Source organism: Stappia sp., assembly GCF_040110915.1.
GTDB lineage: Bacteria > Pseudomonadota > Alphaproteobacteria > Rhizobiales > Stappiaceae > Stappia.
Map to the genome: position 1 here is coordinate 1081749 of NZ_CP157793.1, position 14578 is coordinate 1096326.

The following is a 14578-nucleotide window of genomic DNA, read 5'->3' on the forward strand; positions in this document are numbered from 1 at the left end:
TGTCACTCCGCCGCTTCCGCGGGCCGGGCGACGCCCCGGCTGTCGACGCGCCACGGGATGTCGCAGCCGATCGCTTCCGCCGCCTCGAGACCGGCCCGCAGACCGTCCTCGTGAAACCCGTAGCCGCACCAGGCGCCGCAGTACCAGGTGTTGCCGGTGCCCTGGATCTGCCCGAGCGCGCGCTGGGCGGCCATGGCGCCGGCGTCGAACTGGGGATGATCGTACTCGAAGGTGGCGAAGGTGAGGTCTTCGCGCGGCGGCTCCACCGGGTTGAGGCTGACGAACAGCGGCTTGTCGGCGGGCAGGTTCTGCAGCCGGTTCATCCAGTAGCTGACCGAGGCGTCGCGATAGGGCGCGCCGGGATCGCTGGAGGAGAGATAGTTCCACGACGCCCACACGCGCCTGCGCTTCGGCATCAGGGCCGCGTCGCGATGCAGGTAGACCTGGTTCGGCCGGTAGCGGATGGCGCCGAGGATGTTGCGTTCCTCCGGCGTCGGATCGCCCAGCATGGCGAGGCTCTGGTCCGTGTGGGCGGCCAGCACCACATGGTCGAAGACATCCTCATGGCCGGTGTGGTCGACCACATGCACCTTTCCGTTCGCGCGCACGATCCGCTGGACCGGTGTCGCCAGCCGGATCTTGTCCCTGAGCGGCGACAGCAGGCGCTCGACATAGGTGCGGCTGCCGCCGGACACGGTCCGCCAGATCGGCCGGTCCATGTTGACCAGACGGTGGTTTTCGAAGAAGGCGATGAAATTGTCGGCGGGAAAGGCGAGCATGTCGGCCGGCGGGGTCGACCAGATCGCGGCCCCCATCGGCAGCAGATAATCGCTGGCGAAGCTGCGCGCGAAGCGGCGCTTGTCGAGATAGGCCTCCAGCGACAGGCCGGCCGTGACCCCACTGGCGCGGTCGGTCACGGCAAGCCGGTTGAACCGCAGGATCTCGCGCAGCATCCACAGGAAGCGCGGCGAGGCGATGTTGCGGCGCTGGCCGAAGATGGTGTTGAGGTCGCTGCCCGACCATTCGCGCACGCCCTTGTCGAGCGAGAAGGCGAAGCTCATGTCGCTCGCCTCGGTCTTGACGCCGAGGTGATCGAGCAGGGCGGTGAAATTCGGGTAGTTCAGGTCGTTGTAGACGATGAAGCCGGTGTCGACGGCGATCTGTGTGCCGTCGTAGTCGACGTCGACGGTGGCGCTGTGGCCGCCCGGACGGTCGCGTTTTTCATACAGCGTCACGTCGTGGCGTTCGCTCAGAGCCCAGGCGGCGGCATTTCCGGCGATGCCCGATCCGATGACGGCTATGCGCATGGCGTGTCCTCTTCCCTGGCGGCTTTAGGCCGCAGTCTTTGTGGTTTGAAAGGCGTCGAGGGCACGCTGGCGCGCGCGGCTGTGGTCGACGATGGGGCGGGGGTAGGTCTCCCCCAGGCGGATGCCGGCGCGCTCGAGAATCTCGCGCGGGGCTTCCTGCGGTTTGTACAGATATTTCTTCGGAAGATCGGCGAGTTCCGGCACCCAGCGGCGGGTGTAATCGCCCTCCGGGTCGAATTTCTCGCCCTGCGTGGTCGGGTTGAAGATCCGGAAATAGGGCGCGGCATCCGCCCCCGATCCGGCGACCCACTGCCAGCTTGCGGTGTTGTTGGCCGGGTCGGCGTCGACCAGCGTGTCCCAGAACCAGGCCTCGCCGGCCCGCCAGTCGATCATCAGATGCTTGACCAGAAAGGAGGCGACGACCATGCGAACGCGGTTGTGCATGTAGCCGGTGGCCCACAATTCGCGCAGGCCCGCATCCACGAAGGGGTAGCCGGTCTGTCCCTTCTGCCAGGCGCGCAGGCCGTCGGGATCGTCGCGCCAGGGAAAGGCGTCGAACTTCGGCTGGAAGTTCTCGCGGCCGAGGTCGGGAAAGTGAAACAGCAGGTGGTTGGAGAACTCGCGCCAGCCGAGCTCGGCCTGGAACTTGGAGAGCTGACGGTCCGAGATGCGGTCGTCGTCGGCGGCGCGATGGGCGGCCGCCGCCCAGATGCGGCGCGGCGAGATCTCGCCGAAGCGCAGATGCGGGGAGAGCATCGAGGTCGCCTCTGCCCCGGGAAGGTCGCGCTCGCCCGCATAGCGCGCAAGCCGGTCGTCGAGAAAGGCTTCGAGCCTGTCGCGCGCGCCCGCTTCGCCCGGCGTCCAGGTGTCGCGCAGGCCGCCGGCCCAGTCCGGTTTCGTGGGCAAGAGGTCCCAGTCGTCGAGAGCTTCGCCCGGCGGCGCGGACACCCGCAGGCGCTCGGGGTTTGCGGACGGGGCATCGCGCGGCGGCGCCGGATCTCCGGCCGCGCGTGCGGCGCGCCAGAAGGGCGTGAACACCTTGTAGGGCTCGCCCGCGCCGGTCTTCACCTCCCAGGGCTCGAGAAGCAGCGAGCCGTTGAAGCTGTCGACGGCGATGCCGTCCGCCTTCAACCGGCTCTTGAGCGCGCTGTCGACGGCAATGCCGCCGCCGTCGTAGCGGCGGTTCCACACGACCCGTGCGGCCCCCGTCTCGCCGACCACCTCCGGCACGATGTCCTCGGCCCGGCCGCGCCGCAGCACCAGCGGGATCGCGTGACGCTCCAGATCGGCGGCCAGCGCGGTCAGGGACCGATGCAGCCACCAGCGCGCCGCCCCGCCGAGCGGGCGCGGACCGGCCGCCCCTTGTTCGTCTTCCTCCAGCACGAAGAGCGCGACGACAGGCGCCGGCGTCTCCAGCGCGGTGCGAAGGGCCGGGTTGTCGTCAAGGCGCAGGTCGTTTCGAAACCAGAGAAGCGTCGGGGCGGGCGTATCGGAAGAAGCCATACGGTGAATGTATCCGGTGCAAGAGATGCAAGCACCCGATTCATACGGCCGTTCGACCTCGATGGATTGGCAATTTTTCGAAACCGATCAACAAAATAAGCGGCACCGTGCAAACCGTGGGAAAGCGGCAGGAAGCCGCCCGCGTCTTGCCGCGTCTCCTGGCGTCTCGTCAGGTTCGGCGTCGTGCCCTGGCGGACCGCCGGCCGCTTCGCTGTACTGCCGGCCGCTTCGCTGTGGGGATGGCGGAAAGGGGCATGCTCCTGCGCGGGAGTGCGCGGAATGCTGGCGGGCCATGCCCGCTAGCGGATCCTCATCGACCGCATGACCGCAGGGCGCGTGTCGGCTCGCCCGGTCTTCGCGCGGCCGGATATTCGCGCGACAGTGACACGCGGGTCGGGCGTGCAAGCAGGTCAGCGAGGAGATCAGGCCTGCAGGGTCTGCGTGATCCAGGCCCAGGCAACGGCCACGCCGTCGGCCGCCGCGCTCATCGCGCCGGTGATCGCGGCCCAGACCCGCTCGCCGAAGGCCGCGACCCGCATCATCATCGTCATGTCCTCGCGCGGCTCCTCGCGCGGGATTTCCTCGATGAATTCGATCGCGGTCTGCACGGCCGGGGCATCGACGACACGCCGCGTCACCACGAGCCGGGCATCGGGCGCGACACGCGACTGGTCGGTCTTGGCGACGGCGGTGGGCTCTTCCGCTTGCGGGTCGAGCAACGCGCGCACCACCACCGCGCGCCCGTCGGGCAGCAGGTGGGTCTCATTGTGCGCGACCTCGCTGTCGTAGATCACTTCGCCGTGCCGGTCGATGAGCTCGACCCACACGGTCTTGCGACCGCGCAGCTCCACCTCGCCGACCCAGATCGCGTATTCCTCGTCGCCGGAGGCCGCGCCGGCCGGCGTGCCGAGGGTCACGGCAAGCCGGTCCTCGGGCAGCAGGAACGTTTCGCGGTCGCCTTTTCCGGCGGCCGTCGCAAGGGTCTCCACGGCGGAAACGCCCGCCGTCGCCATGCCCAGCAGGGCCAGCGCGGCGACAGCCGTCACGGTGCCGCGTCGCGCGGTCTCAATGGGGTCCATCTTGAAGCCGTACATTCTCGCCTCCCAAGGCACGGCGGCCTCGATGTGTTCCCACCGATGGTCGCCTGAATGTTGAACACCTTAAGATTTGGTGTTCCCGTCCAAGTATTTTAGACAGGATCGGTGACATGCTTCCTCAAACCTGCTGACGAATCCGTAATATGGATCACGGATTGGCGTCCTTTCCTTAAGGAGCGCGTAACCATGTTCCGTCGTTCCTTGTCTAGTCCATTGAAATTGCTGGAATTTGAACCGTGGCAAGAGTGTGGCGTGAAGACGGCGCCGTTATGGCTTTGTCGTCATCACGTTTTTGTGAGATTTTTGAATCTCGAGTTGTGCGCGACATTTCGTCAACGATAGAGGGCGCGGGGGGGCGATGCGGCAGGGAGTCGAGTCGAATGGGCGTCACATTGGCGGTATCTGGCCGGCAGACCCACGGATACAGGGTCTATGTGGCGCTTCGTCGCCGGATCTGCGCGTTTGAGGTGCCTCCGGGCACGGCGCTGGCGGGCGGCGACATCGCGGCGGAATTCAATGTCAGCCACATTCCCGTGCGGGAGGCCTTCGCGGCGCTCGCCCAGGACGGCTTCATTGAGCATGTCCCCGGGCGCGGCTACTCCGTGCGCGGCCTCGGCCTGCAGGCGATGCGCATGGATTTCGAGATGATCTATTTCGCCGCGAAGCTTGCCAGCGACGCGGTGATCCGCGCCGGGGGCGCGCGGGACGCGGCGCCCTGGCTCGACATGGAGGCGATCGAGGCGCTGGGCCCGCAGGCCGCGCCCGACGCCTATGTCGCCGAAATGGAAGGCTTCTATCGTCTGATGCTCGAGGAGATCAGCAACCCGGCCTTCACGCATGTGGTCGCCTGCGCCATCGACCGCACGCATGTCATGCGCCATGTCGATTTCGCCGGTCGCAGGGACATGGCGTCCCATTGCCGCGAGCGCAGGGTCTTCGTCGACACCCTGCGGGCCGGGGACGGACGGGGCGCGCATGCCCTGATCGACGCGGCCTTCGCGCGGCGCGTCGAAGATCTTGACCGGCTGCTGACCCGCGTCGCACGGCTGCACGGTCTTGCGGTTGAGGCCGTCTGACATCGGGTCCCGCCGCCGCTTCTTTCGCCGGCGGATGGCCGGTGGCTCGGGCTCACGTCTGCGGGGCTTGCGGACGCCGCAGGGAGGGAAGGCAGACGCTGCGCCCGCCGGCAAGCCGAGCAATCTCCACCTCGACCCGGTAGATCCGCGACAGCAGATCGGCCGTGAGCGCCGCCTGCGGGGCGCCCTGGGCCGCGACGCCGCCGTCCTCCAGCAGCATCGCCGTGGTGCCGACGGCGAAGGCCTGATCGGGATCGTGCGTCGACAGCACGACGGTGAGGCCGCTCGCCGCCAGCCCGGCCACCTCGCTCAACACCCGCGCCTGATTGCCGAAGTCGAGACTGGCCGTCGGTTCGTCCATCACCAGCACGGGCGCCTCCTGCGCGAGCGCGCGGGCGATCAGGACAAGCTGGCGCTGACCGCCGGACAGGCGCGTGTAGTCGGCGGGCGCGAGATCGCCGATGCCGAGACGCTCCAGCGCATCGCGCGCGATGCGGCGGTCCCGTGCGCCGGGCTGCGCGAAGGGCCCGAGACGCGCCGTGCGGCCCATCAGCACGATCTCATGCGCGGTGTGCGCGAAGGGGGCGGCGTGGGCCTGGGGCACATAGGCGACGCGGCGGGCGGTCTCGGCGCGCGACAGGCGCGCCTGCGGCACGCCGTCGAGGTGCACCGTCCCGTGTTTGGCCGGCAGGAGGCCGAGAAGCGTCTTGAACAGCGTCGTCTTGCCCGAGCCGTTGGGCCCGAGCAGGCACAGCACATCCCCGGCGCCGGCGGCAAGCGAGATCCCGCGCGCCACGGTCCGGCCGGGATAGCCGATCGCGAGATCGCGCGCCTCCAGCCTCATGCCCAGCTCCGCCGTCCGCGCGCCAGCAGCCACAGGAAGAACGGAGCGCCGACGACGGCGGTCAGGATGCCGAGCGGCACCTCGGTCGCGGCGATGGTGCGCGCCAGCGTGTCCACCAGCAAAAGGTAGCCCGCTCCGAGCAGGACCGAGGCCGGCAGCAGCACGCCGAAGCCGGGGCCGACCAGCATGCGGGCGATATGCGGAATGACGAGCCCGACCCAGCCGACGATGCCCGCGATCGCCACCACGCTGGCCGTGACGAGCGTGGCGCAGACGATGACGGCCGCCCGCAGCCGGCCGGCCTCCAGGCCGAGCGCGCGGGCCTCCTCGTCGCCGAGCGACAGCACGTTGATGCGCCAGCGCAGAAGGATGAGCGGGATCAGCCCGAGCACCACCACGGGCGCGGCCGGCAGGAGATCCTCCGGCTTGGCGCCGGCCAGCGAGCCCAGCAGCCAGAAGGTGATGGCGGGCAATTGATCGTAAGGATCGGCGAGCACCTTGAGCAGCGAGGTGGCGGCCCCGGTCAGCGCGCCGACGACGACGCCGGTGAGCACCAGCACCAGCGTGCGGTCGCCGCTGCGCACGGAGGCCGCGACGAAGCCGACGAGCGCCACGGCGCCGAGCCCCCCGGCGAAGCCCATCAGCTGGATCGCGGCGACCGGCAGGGCCAGGAAGATGCCGAGCACGGCGCCAAGGGCCGCGCCCGCCGACACGCCGAGAATATCGGGCGAGACGAGCGGGTTGCGAAACAGGGTCTGGTAGCACGCGCCGGCGGCCGCGAGGGCCGCGCCCACCAGCAGGGCGGCCGCGACGCGTGGCAGGCGGATCGACAGCACCACCGTGCGTGCCGCCTCGGACGCGTCGGATGCGATCCCCGTCACGCTGCCGGCGAGCACCGCAAGCGCCGTCGCCGGCGGCACGGGAAACGGACCGACGAGGAGGGCCGCGAAGGCCAGCGCCGCGACCAGTCCGGAAAGGAATGCCAGCAGAGGGACGGCGATGCCGCGCGGCGAGGGCGCCGGCTGCGTCACGGCGCGCGCCCGTTCGCCCATTCGATCAACCGGTCGAGCTCCGGCTCCGACAGGTCGACGTGGTACCAGAGCTTGTAGAATTCGCGGGTGGCGACGCGCAGGTCGCCCGTCCAGCGGTCGGGATAGAACAGGCCGGCGAGCCATTCGAGCCCCATCAGCCGGTTGATCGACGGCGGGCGGTCGATCCATCCGAAGGGCGCGCGCGGCGACAGATAGACCCGGCCCTCGCGCACGGCGGTGATGCCGGCCCAAAGCGGGTCGCGCCAGACCCGGTCGAAGAAGGTGCGGTCCCAGGTGATGATCGTGTCGGGATCGGCGACGATCACCTGTTCGGGCGAGGCGCGCACGAGCCCGTATTGACCAGGGGCCTCGGCCACGTTGCGCCCGCCGGCGCGTTCGATGATCTCGGTGTTGATCGAGCCCTTCAGGCCCGTCTCCAGCCCGTCCGGTCCGCGCGCGAGATAGACGCGGGGACGGGCCTCCTGCGGCACATCGGCGAGCGTGGCGTCGAGCCGAGAGAAGGTGTCCTCGACATCCCGCGCCAGCGTCTCCCCGCGCTCGGCGACGCCAAGCGCCTGACCCAGCAGCCGCAGCGCGGCCGGTGTTGCCTCGAACCTCCCGTCGATCAGGATATAGGGAATGCCGGTCTGCGCCTGCACGCGGTCGGCGAGATCGATGTAGGTGGCGCGGACGGAGCCGAAGTCGACGATGACGTCCGGCTTCAGCGCGATCACGCGCTCCAGATTGGCGCCACCGCCGCGTCCCGTCAGGCGGCCGGTTTCGGGGAGGTCGCGGTAGGCCTCGGCGATATAGGGGCGTTCGACCGCCCGCAAGGCGCGCGGCCAGCCGAGAAGGGCGTCGGGCTTCAGCGCATAAACGACGATCGCGGCCGGCGGCCCGGCGGCGAAGACCCGGGTGACGGTCTCGGGCAGCTCGACCACGCGCCCGGCGGAATCGGTGATGCTGCGCGCCTGAACCGCCGGGCCGGCGGCCCAGGCGACGGCGAGGGTCAGAAGAAACAACGCCAGACGTGTCATGCGCGGGGTCTCCTCTCTTGCCCGGCCCTCCGCGTGTCCCCGCCTCCGGGGCAGTCCCGTGCCGGGTTTGCGGCCACTCGGTATCTAGGTCGCGTCAGGGACGCCCGCCACGGCGAACCCGTAGGTCTTCAGAATCGACTGCCCCTTCGGCGACAGGATGAAGGCGGCGAGCCGCCAGGCGTTTTCCGAGGCGCCGTTCAGCACCGTGAGCCCGTAGTCGGCCCCCACGGCAAGCGGCTCCGGCAGCGGCACGATGCGCAGGGCGGGGACCTCGCCCTTCGCCAGAACGGCGTTGGTGCAATAGGTCAGGAAGATGTCGGCCTTGTCGTTCTCCATCACCCAGGCATAGGGGTTTCGGCCGGCCGGCGGCGGCGCGCTGTCGGGCCCGCCGGTCAGTTGCAGCGCCTTGGACCTGAGCGTGTCGCCCGCACCCGTCTGAAGCGCCTCGGCCTTGTCGAAGACCTGAAAGGCGTAGTCGCCCGCCGGATCGGCCTTCGGCGTGGAGGTGCCGACGCGCGTGTCGGGATCGAGCAGGGCGGCCAGCATCGTCTCCGGCGTCACATCGACGGCGGCCTGCGTCAGCGCGCAAAGCCGGTTGCGGGCGAACAGCGCGACGGGGCCGCTCCTGCCGGCGTTCGCGAGCGTCGTGGGGTGCTTCATGTTGGCGGAGGCAAAGACCTCCGCGGCCTCGCCCTCCTCCAGCCGCGCGCGCAGCAGGCCGGAGGGCCCGAAGGCGCGCTCGACGGCGACGCCGGTTTCCTCGGCGTAGGCGTCGGCAATCTCCGTCATCGCGGCCTTCAGGCTGCCGGCGGCATGGAGTTTCACGGACGGGTCGGCCATGGCGGAAACCGGGGCGAGGGTGGCGAGGGCGAAAAGGGCGATGAGAATTGCGCGGAGCAGGCTCGGCACGTCGGATCTCCTGAGCGCAGGGACGCGGCGCAATGGCGCGCGATGCGGTGCAAACGGACAGGCGGCGAGGAAGGGGGGCCGCACGGCGCGGGCGCGCCGTGCGAAGATTGCGGCCGGGCGCAAGATGGTGCCCGGCCTCAGGCTCAGCTTCCCGCCGACGCGTTGGGGAAGAACAGCTGCTGGCCGTCGACCTTGTAGCCGGCGATGGCCGCCTGGCCTTCCTCGGAGATCACCCAGTCGACGAAGCGCTGGCCAAGCTCGGCCTTCACGCCGGGGTGCTTTTCCTTGTTCACCAGGATGATGCCGTACTGGTTGAACATCTTGGGGTCGCCCTCGACCGCGATCTGGTAGTCGCCCTTGTTGCCGAAGGCGATCCAGGTGGCGCGGTCGGTCATGATGTAGGCACCCATGCCGGTGCCGGTGTTGAGCGTCGCGCCCATGCCCGATCCAGTCTCGCGGTACCAGCCGCCGGAGGCGGCCGACACGTCGATGCCGGCCTGGTTCCACAGGCGGAGTTCCGCCTTGTTGGTGCCGCTGTCGTCGCCGCGCGAGGCAAAGGGCGCCTGCGCCTCGGCGATCTTGGTCAGCGCCGCCACGACGTCGGAGGAGCCGGCGACCCCGGCCGGATCGGACGGCGGGCCGACGATCACGAAATCATTGTACATGACGTCGAAGCGCTTCACGCCGTTGCCGTCGGCGACGAACTTCTCTTCCGCCGGCTTGGCGTGGACGAAGAGAACGTCGCCGTCGCCGTTCGCCGCGTTGCGGATCGCCTGGCCGGTGCCGACCGCAACCACGCGCACCTCGATGCCCGTCTTGTCGGTGAACATCGGCAGGATGTGGTCGAACAGGCCGGAGTTCTGCGTCGAGGTCGTCGACTGCACGATGATGAAATCATCCTCCGCCGAGGCCGGCCCGGCAAGGCCAAGCGCGAGCGCGCCGGCGGCGGCAAGCGCGAGGAACTGGCGTCTGATCATGGTATCTCCCTTGTTTTGGTTGGAGTGAAAGGGTCGGTTTGACTGGGTGGCGCGGGTTTGCCTCGGCAGGGAAACCCGCGCGTCAGCGGGGCGCGGGGCCGTGTCTCGCGCCCTGCGGCGCGATGTAGAGCCGGCCTTCCAGCCAGGCGCGGGCGGCCGGCGAGCGGGGGCTTTCCAGCACGCGCGCGGCCGGACCCGCCTCCACAAGCCGGCCGGCATCGAGGAAGGCGACGTCATCGGCGATGCGCCGCGCCTGTCCCAGATCGTGGGTGACCATGACGATGGTCACGCCGCGCCCGTGCGCGGTGGCGATGAGATCCTCGATGGCATGCGTCGAGGCCGGATCGAGGCTGGCCGTCGGCTCGTCGAGGAACAGCAGATCCGGCGCGCAGGCCAGCGCGCGCGCGATCGCCAGCCGCTGCTGTTCGCCGCCCGACAGCACCCGCGCCGGGCGTTTGGCAAGCTCCGTGAGCCGGGCCTGCTCCAGCGCCTCGGCGACGCGGCGCTTGCGTTCCGCACCGCCGATGCCGCGCACCGATAGCGCGAATTGCAGATTGGCCAGAACCGAGCGGCGCAGCATCACGGGGCGCTGGAACACCATGGCCTGCGCGCGGCGCGCGGCGCGGTCCAGCGGCCGGCCGTTCCACACGATATCGCCGGCGCCGGGCGCGATCAGCCCGTGCAACAGGCGCAGCAGCAGGCTCTTGCCCGCGCCGTTCGCGCCCATCACAACAAGCCGCCGTCCCCGGGGAATGGCGAGATCGAGCGGGCCGATCAGCCGTTTGCCGCCGGCCTCGAAGGTGACGCCGCGCGCGGCGAGCAGGGCGTCGGCCGCATCGCGATGCGGCGTGTCGATGGCGCGCGCGCGTTCGGCCGCGTCGAGCGCATGAACGGTGGCGGTGCAGACCTCAGGCATAGGCCGACCTCACGGCAGAGGCGCGCAACGCCATCACGGCGGCGTTGACGGCGATGGCGATGGTCAGCAGCACCACGCCGAGGGCGAGCGCGAGTTCCAGATTGCCCTTGGAGGTTTCCAGTGCGATCGTGGTGGTCATGACCCGGGTCACGTGGTTGATGTTGCCGCCGACGATGATCACCGCGCCGACCTCCGCCACCGCCCGGCCGAAACCGGCGAGCGCGACGGTCAGCAGCGAGTAGCGGGCATCCCACAGGAGCGCGGCGATGCGGCTTGCCGGCCCGACGCCGAGCGAGGCGAATTGCTCCGCGTACTCGCGGTCGAGATCCTCCACCACCTGACGCGTGAGCGCGGCGACGATGGGCGTCACCAGAATCGTCTGGGCGATCACCATGGCGGTCGGCGTGTAGAGCAGGCGCAAGGGGCCGAAGGGCCCGGCGGCCGACAGGGCGAGATAGACAACAAGGCCGGCCACGACCGGCGGCAAGCCCATCAGCGCATTGAGGAACACGGTGACGATGGTGCGTCCGGGAAAGCGGAACGTGCCGACCAGCGCGCCGAGCGGGAGGCCGATCACGCAGGAGATGACCACCGCCGTCAGCGTCACGCGCAGCGACAGGGCCACGATCTCCACGAGATCGGGGTCCGCGCCGAGAATGAGCCCGACGGCCTGCCCGAGAATGGACGTGAAGCTTTCCATATGTGCGAAATCTCCTCCTTCGGGGAAGGAATGCACAAAAATATCAGAAAATCCACACCGTGCTGCGGGCATTCTCGCAGGATGTTGGAAAACGTCTGAACCGCGCGCGCCGCGCGGGATGTTCCGCGCGGGGGCGGACCGGATTGCTTCGGAGGAAATAACAGAAAATGCAGTAATATGCGCAATTCGACTCACCGGCGACGGGAAAGCGGTGAACGTCGGAGGAGCGCGGACACCCGACATCACGGTGCGGCAGGCGTGATGTGTTGCCCCTGGTTGAAAGGTCTTCTCCGAAAGTCGATAGGTGTTTTTCAATCGACCTTTGTGTCCGCGAATCTTCGCCGACGTTTTTTATTGAAGTGACCTTGCGTTAACGGGTGTGTTCCTAAGCTGCAAAAAAAATCACTGTGCTGGAGTACAACATGCGAGCCTGGAACACGCCTGGAGGCCTGGCGCTCGCCGGCCTCTGGATAGCCGCGCCCACGCCGTCCTTCGCCTCCGAACAATTCGCGTTGCAAACCAATCTCGACCATGTGTGGACGATGCTGGCGGCCGGGCTGGTGTTCTTCATGCAGGCCGGCTTCCTGTTCCTGGAGAGCGGTCTGGTGCGGTCGAAGAACTCGATCAACGTCGCTCAGAAGAACATCGCCGATTTCATCCTTTCGACCATGGTGTTCGGGGCGGTCGGCTACATGCTCATGTTCGGGACGAGCTGGAACGGCCTGGTCGGCTGGGATCCGTCGCTGTTCATGTTCGACAGTCTCGACGAGTGGAGCATGACCTTCTTCGTCTTCCAGCTCGTCTTCTGCGGCACGGCGGCCACCATCGTGTCCGGCGCCACGGCGGAACGGATGAAGCTGGAAGGCTACTTCCTTCTGGCGGTGGCGACGGGGCTGGTGATCTATCCGGTCGCCGGGCACTGGGCCTGGGGCAACCTTCTGGTGCCCGGCAATCCGGCGCTTCTCGCCGATTGGGGCTTCATCGACTTCGCGGGATCCACCGTGGTGCATTCGGTCGGCGCCTGGGTGGCGCTTGCCGCGGTGATCGTGGTGGGGCCGCGCATCGGCCGGTTCGCGCGGGATGGCACACCGCAGCCGATCAACGGCCACAGTGCCGTGCTGGCAACGGTGGGCTGCATCATTCTCTGGGTCGGCTGGATCGGCTTCAACGGCGGATCGACGACCGCCGGAACGCCGGCCTTCGCGCATATCGTGGTCAACACCGTGATCGCTGGCGCCATCGGCGGCGTGACCCAGATGATGCTGGGACGCTGGCACTGCGGCCTGTACCGGCCCGAGCATTCCATCAACGGCGTGCTTGCGGGGCTGGTGTCCATCACCGCGGGCTGCGACGCGGTGACGGTCTGGTCGGCGCTGATGATCGCCGCCGGCGGGTCCACGGTCGCCTTTTTCGGGCAGCTTGCCATGGAGCGCGTGTTTCGGCTCGACGACGCGATCGGGGCCATTCCCGTTCATGGCATCGCGGGCGTGTGGGGCACGGTGATGGTCGGCGTCTTCGCCCGCGAGGATGCGCTCGCGGCCGGTTCGCGCATGGATCAGATCCTCGTCCAGCTCGCCGGCGCCGGTCTGGTGTTCGTCTGGGCCTTCGGCGTCTCCTTCGTGCTGATGTGGTGTGTCGAGCGCGTCTGGCGGACCACGCCCGGCGGCGGCTTCCGCGTGTCGGAGGAGGACGAGATCCAGGGGCTGAACGCCTCCGAGCACGGCGTGACGCTGGGCACGGGCGTTTTGCAGGAGGCGATGCGGGAGATGGCGTTCGGCGAGGTCACGCTCGCCGACCGGGTCCGGGTGGAGCAGGGCGACGAATCCGGCGAGGTCGCGGAGCTTTTCAACCGCGTCCTTGACCGGCTGGAGCGACGCGAGGTCATCCGCAAGGCGCGCCATGCCCATGCCGAGCGCACCCGGCGGGCACTGGACGCGCTCGTCGCCGAAGTGCGCGCCGACATGGAGACGGTCGCGGCCGCCTGTCTCCAACCTCTCGAGGCCCATGCGCGCACGGTGGTCGATCAGGCGGAAATCACGCGGGCCGCCGGGGCGCGTGCCGGCCAGAGTGCCGAACGCATCCGCGAGACCTCGCGGGTCAACGAGCGCGCCATTGACGAGGCGCGCACCGTCTCGGACGAGATGACCGCCGTCATGAAGCGCATGCGGGACGAGATCTGCGACGTGCATGACGCCATCGAGACCGTCGGTCGGGAGACGCTGGCCAGCCGCGCGGCGGCCGACCGGCTGACCGGGGCCGCCGCCTCCATCGGCGAACTGATCGCGCTGGTGACGGATATCTCCGCCAAGACCAACATGCTGGCGCTCAATGCCTCCATCGAGGCCGCGCGCGCCGGCGAGGCGGGGCGCGGCTTTTCCGTGGTCGCCAACGAGGTGAAGCAACTGGCCGAACAGACCGCGCAGGCGACCGATCTGATCGTCAAGGAAGTGGAGACGCTGCACGGCGTGTCGGGCGATCTCGACACCCGCGTCGCGGCCATCGCGGCCCGCATGGACGGGGCCCGCGAGGCCGCCGCCCGGCTCCAGGGCGGCGCGGAATCCTCCGGCGCCGCCATCGCCTCCATCGGCGGGGGCATGCGCGACGTCGGGGAGAGCGTCGGCTCCATTCTCGAGGCGTCCGAGGACGTGGTGTCGAGCCAGGACAGTCTGGAAAAGAGTGCCCATACCATCGGCGTGACGGCGCACCGGGTGGAAGAGGCGGCCGCCAGACTGCGCGAGGGCTTCGCGCGGATCGCGGATCAGGTGCGCCGCGCTGCCGAGACGGCGGCCATGCCCTGGTACGACTGCCTGTGCGGGGCGAGCCTGGGTGTCGGCGACACGGTCGTCGCGACCCGGGCGCGCCGGCTGTCGCTCGACGGCGTGATCTGCGAGGGGGGCGAGGGCGGGATTGCGCCCGAAACCGACGTCGTCGTGCGGGTCGACGGCGTCCGCTCGGCGCTGCCGGCCCGTGTCGTGACAAGCGATGCGTCCGGGCTGCAGCTTCGTTTCGCGGCCGAGGCCGGCGACAACGAAGACCTCAACGACCTGATCGACCGGCTGGCGCGGGCAGCGCAGGCGGAAGAGCCCGGCGCGATGCGCCTTGCCGGCTGACCCGGGGTCGGGGGCCGGGTTTGGCCGCGCGCCCGTCGCGCGGAGCCGCCCGCCGAGGCGCGTTCTAGCGC

General features: G+C 69.3%; 12 protein-coding genes. 2 read left to right on the top strand and 10 right to left on the bottom strand.

The genetic code is table 11. The annotated features are described in order from the left end of the window. Positions 1-2: 2 nt before the first annotated feature. From ABL312_RS04765 to ABL312_RS04775, 3 genes are all read right to left on the bottom strand, one after another. On the bottom strand, positions 3-1307 hold the full coding sequence (locus ABL312_RS04765; RefSeq protein ID WP_349360228.1) for an FAD-dependent oxidoreductase: 1305 nt from the start codon (positions 1305-1307) through the stop codon (positions 3-5). A 24-nt stretch (positions 1308-1331) separates the two neighbouring features. Continuing rightward, on the bottom strand, positions 1332-2810 hold the full coding sequence (locus ABL312_RS04770; protein WP_349360229.1) for a deoxyribodipyrimidine photo-lyase: 1479 nt from the start codon (positions 2808-2810) through the stop codon (positions 1332-1334). 422 nt (positions 2811-3232) lie between these two features. Then, a complete protein-coding gene (locus ABL312_RS04775; RefSeq protein WP_349360230.1) occupies positions 3233-3904 on the bottom strand; it encodes a hypothetical protein in 672 nt (223 codons plus the stop codon). A 383-nt stretch (positions 3905-4287) separates the two neighbouring features. On the opposite strand from ABL312_RS04775, the gene ABL312_RS04780 reads away from it, so the two are divergent. Next, positions 4288-4983 (top strand): GntR family transcriptional regulator, encoded by a 696-nt coding sequence (locus ABL312_RS04780; RefSeq protein WP_349360231.1) that lies wholly within the window; start codon positions 4288-4290, stop codon positions 4981-4983. 52 nt (positions 4984-5035) lie between these two features. Here ABL312_RS04780 and ABL312_RS04785 read toward each other — a convergent pair whose 3' ends face one another. From ABL312_RS04785 to ABL312_RS04815, 7 genes are all read right to left on the bottom strand, one after another. Further along, positions 5036-5827, bottom strand: a complete 792-nt coding sequence (locus tag ABL312_RS04785) for an ABC transporter ATP-binding protein (protein ID WP_349360232.1) — start codon at positions 5825-5827, stop codon at positions 5036-5038. Then, positions 5824-6879 (bottom strand): iron ABC transporter permease, encoded by a 1056-nt coding sequence (locus tag ABL312_RS04790; protein WP_349360233.1) that lies wholly within the window; start codon positions 6877-6879, stop codon positions 5824-5826. Before ABL312_RS04790 ends, ABL312_RS04785 begins: the two co-directional genes overlap by 4 nt. Continuing rightward, on the bottom strand, positions 6855-7895 hold the full coding sequence (locus ABL312_RS04795) for an iron ABC transporter substrate-binding protein (RefSeq protein WP_349360234.1): 1041 nt from the start codon (positions 7893-7895) through the stop codon (positions 6855-6857). Before ABL312_RS04795 ends, ABL312_RS04790 begins: the two co-directional genes overlap by 25 nt. An 84-nt stretch (positions 7896-7979) precedes the next feature. Continuing rightward, a complete protein-coding gene (locus tag ABL312_RS04800; protein WP_349360235.1) occupies positions 7980-8804 on the bottom strand; it encodes a molybdate ABC transporter substrate-binding protein in 825 nt (274 codons plus the stop codon). 143 nt (positions 8805-8947) lie between these two features. Continuing rightward, the gene (locus ABL312_RS04805; protein ID WP_349360236.1) at positions 8948-9781 is read right to left on the bottom strand and encodes a substrate-binding domain-containing protein; all 834 of its coding nucleotides are present in this window, start codon (positions 9779-9781) and stop codon (positions 8948-8950) included. Positions 9782-9863: 82 nt separating this feature from the next. Then, positions 9864-10697 (bottom strand): ATP-binding cassette domain-containing protein, encoded by an 834-nt coding sequence (locus tag ABL312_RS04810; protein ID WP_349360237.1) that lies wholly within the window; start codon positions 10695-10697, stop codon positions 9864-9866. Then, positions 10690-11397, bottom strand: coding sequence for an ABC transporter permease (locus ABL312_RS04815; protein WP_349360238.1), 708 nt, complete (start codon positions 11395-11397; stop codon positions 10690-10692). Before ABL312_RS04815 ends, ABL312_RS04810 begins: the two co-directional genes overlap by 8 nt. 422 nt (positions 11398-11819) lie before the next feature. Here ABL312_RS04815 and amt point away from each other — a divergent pair, with 422 nt between their 5' ends. Further along, entirely contained in the window at positions 11820-14507 is a 2688-nt protein-coding gene (amt, locus tag ABL312_RS04820; protein ID WP_349360239.1) for an ammonium transporter, read from the top strand. Positions 14508-14578 lie beyond the last annotated feature (71 nt).

Excerpts from the sequence above, each read along its gene's own strand:
- ABL312_RS04765 (WP_349360228.1), bottom strand. The coding sequence starts at position 1,307 with ATGCGCATAGCCGTCATCGGATCGGGCATCGCCGGAAATGCCGCCGCC.
- ABL312_RS04770 (WP_349360229.1), bottom strand. The coding sequence starts at position 2,810 with ATGGCTTCTTCCGATACGCCCGCCCCGACGCTTCTCTGGTTTCGAAAC.
- ABL312_RS04775 (WP_349360230.1), bottom strand. The coding sequence starts at position 3,904 with ATGTACGGCTTCAAGATGGACCCCATTGAGACCGCGCGACGCGGCACC.
- ABL312_RS04780 (WP_349360231.1), top strand. The coding sequence starts at position 4,288 with ATGGGCGTCACATTGGCGGTATCTGGCCGGCAGACCCACGGATACAGG.
- ABL312_RS04785 (WP_349360232.1), bottom strand. The coding sequence starts at position 5,827 with ATGAGGCTGGAGGCGCGCGATCTCGCGATCGGCTATCCCGGCCGGACC.
- ABL312_RS04790 (WP_349360233.1), bottom strand. The coding sequence starts at position 6,879 with ATGGGCGAACGGGCGCGCGCCGTGACGCAGCCGGCGCCCTCGCCGCGC.
- ABL312_RS04795 (WP_349360234.1), bottom strand. The coding sequence starts at position 7,895 with ATGACACGTCTGGCGTTGTTTCTTCTGACCCTCGCCGTCGCCTGGGCC.
- ABL312_RS04805 (WP_349360236.1), bottom strand. The coding sequence starts at position 9,781 with ATGATCAGACGCCAGTTCCTCGCGCTTGCCGCCGCCGGCGCGCTCGCG.
- ABL312_RS04810 (WP_349360237.1), bottom strand. The coding sequence starts at position 10,697 with ATGCCTGAGGTCTGCACCGCCACCGTTCATGCGCTCGACGCGGCCGAA.
- ABL312_RS04815 (WP_349360238.1), bottom strand. The coding sequence starts at position 11,397 with ATGGAAAGCTTCACGTCCATTCTCGGGCAGGCCGTCGGGCTCATTCTC.
- amt (WP_349360239.1), top strand. The coding sequence starts at position 11,820 with ATGCGAGCCTGGAACACGCCTGGAGGCCTGGCGCTCGCCGGCCTCTGG.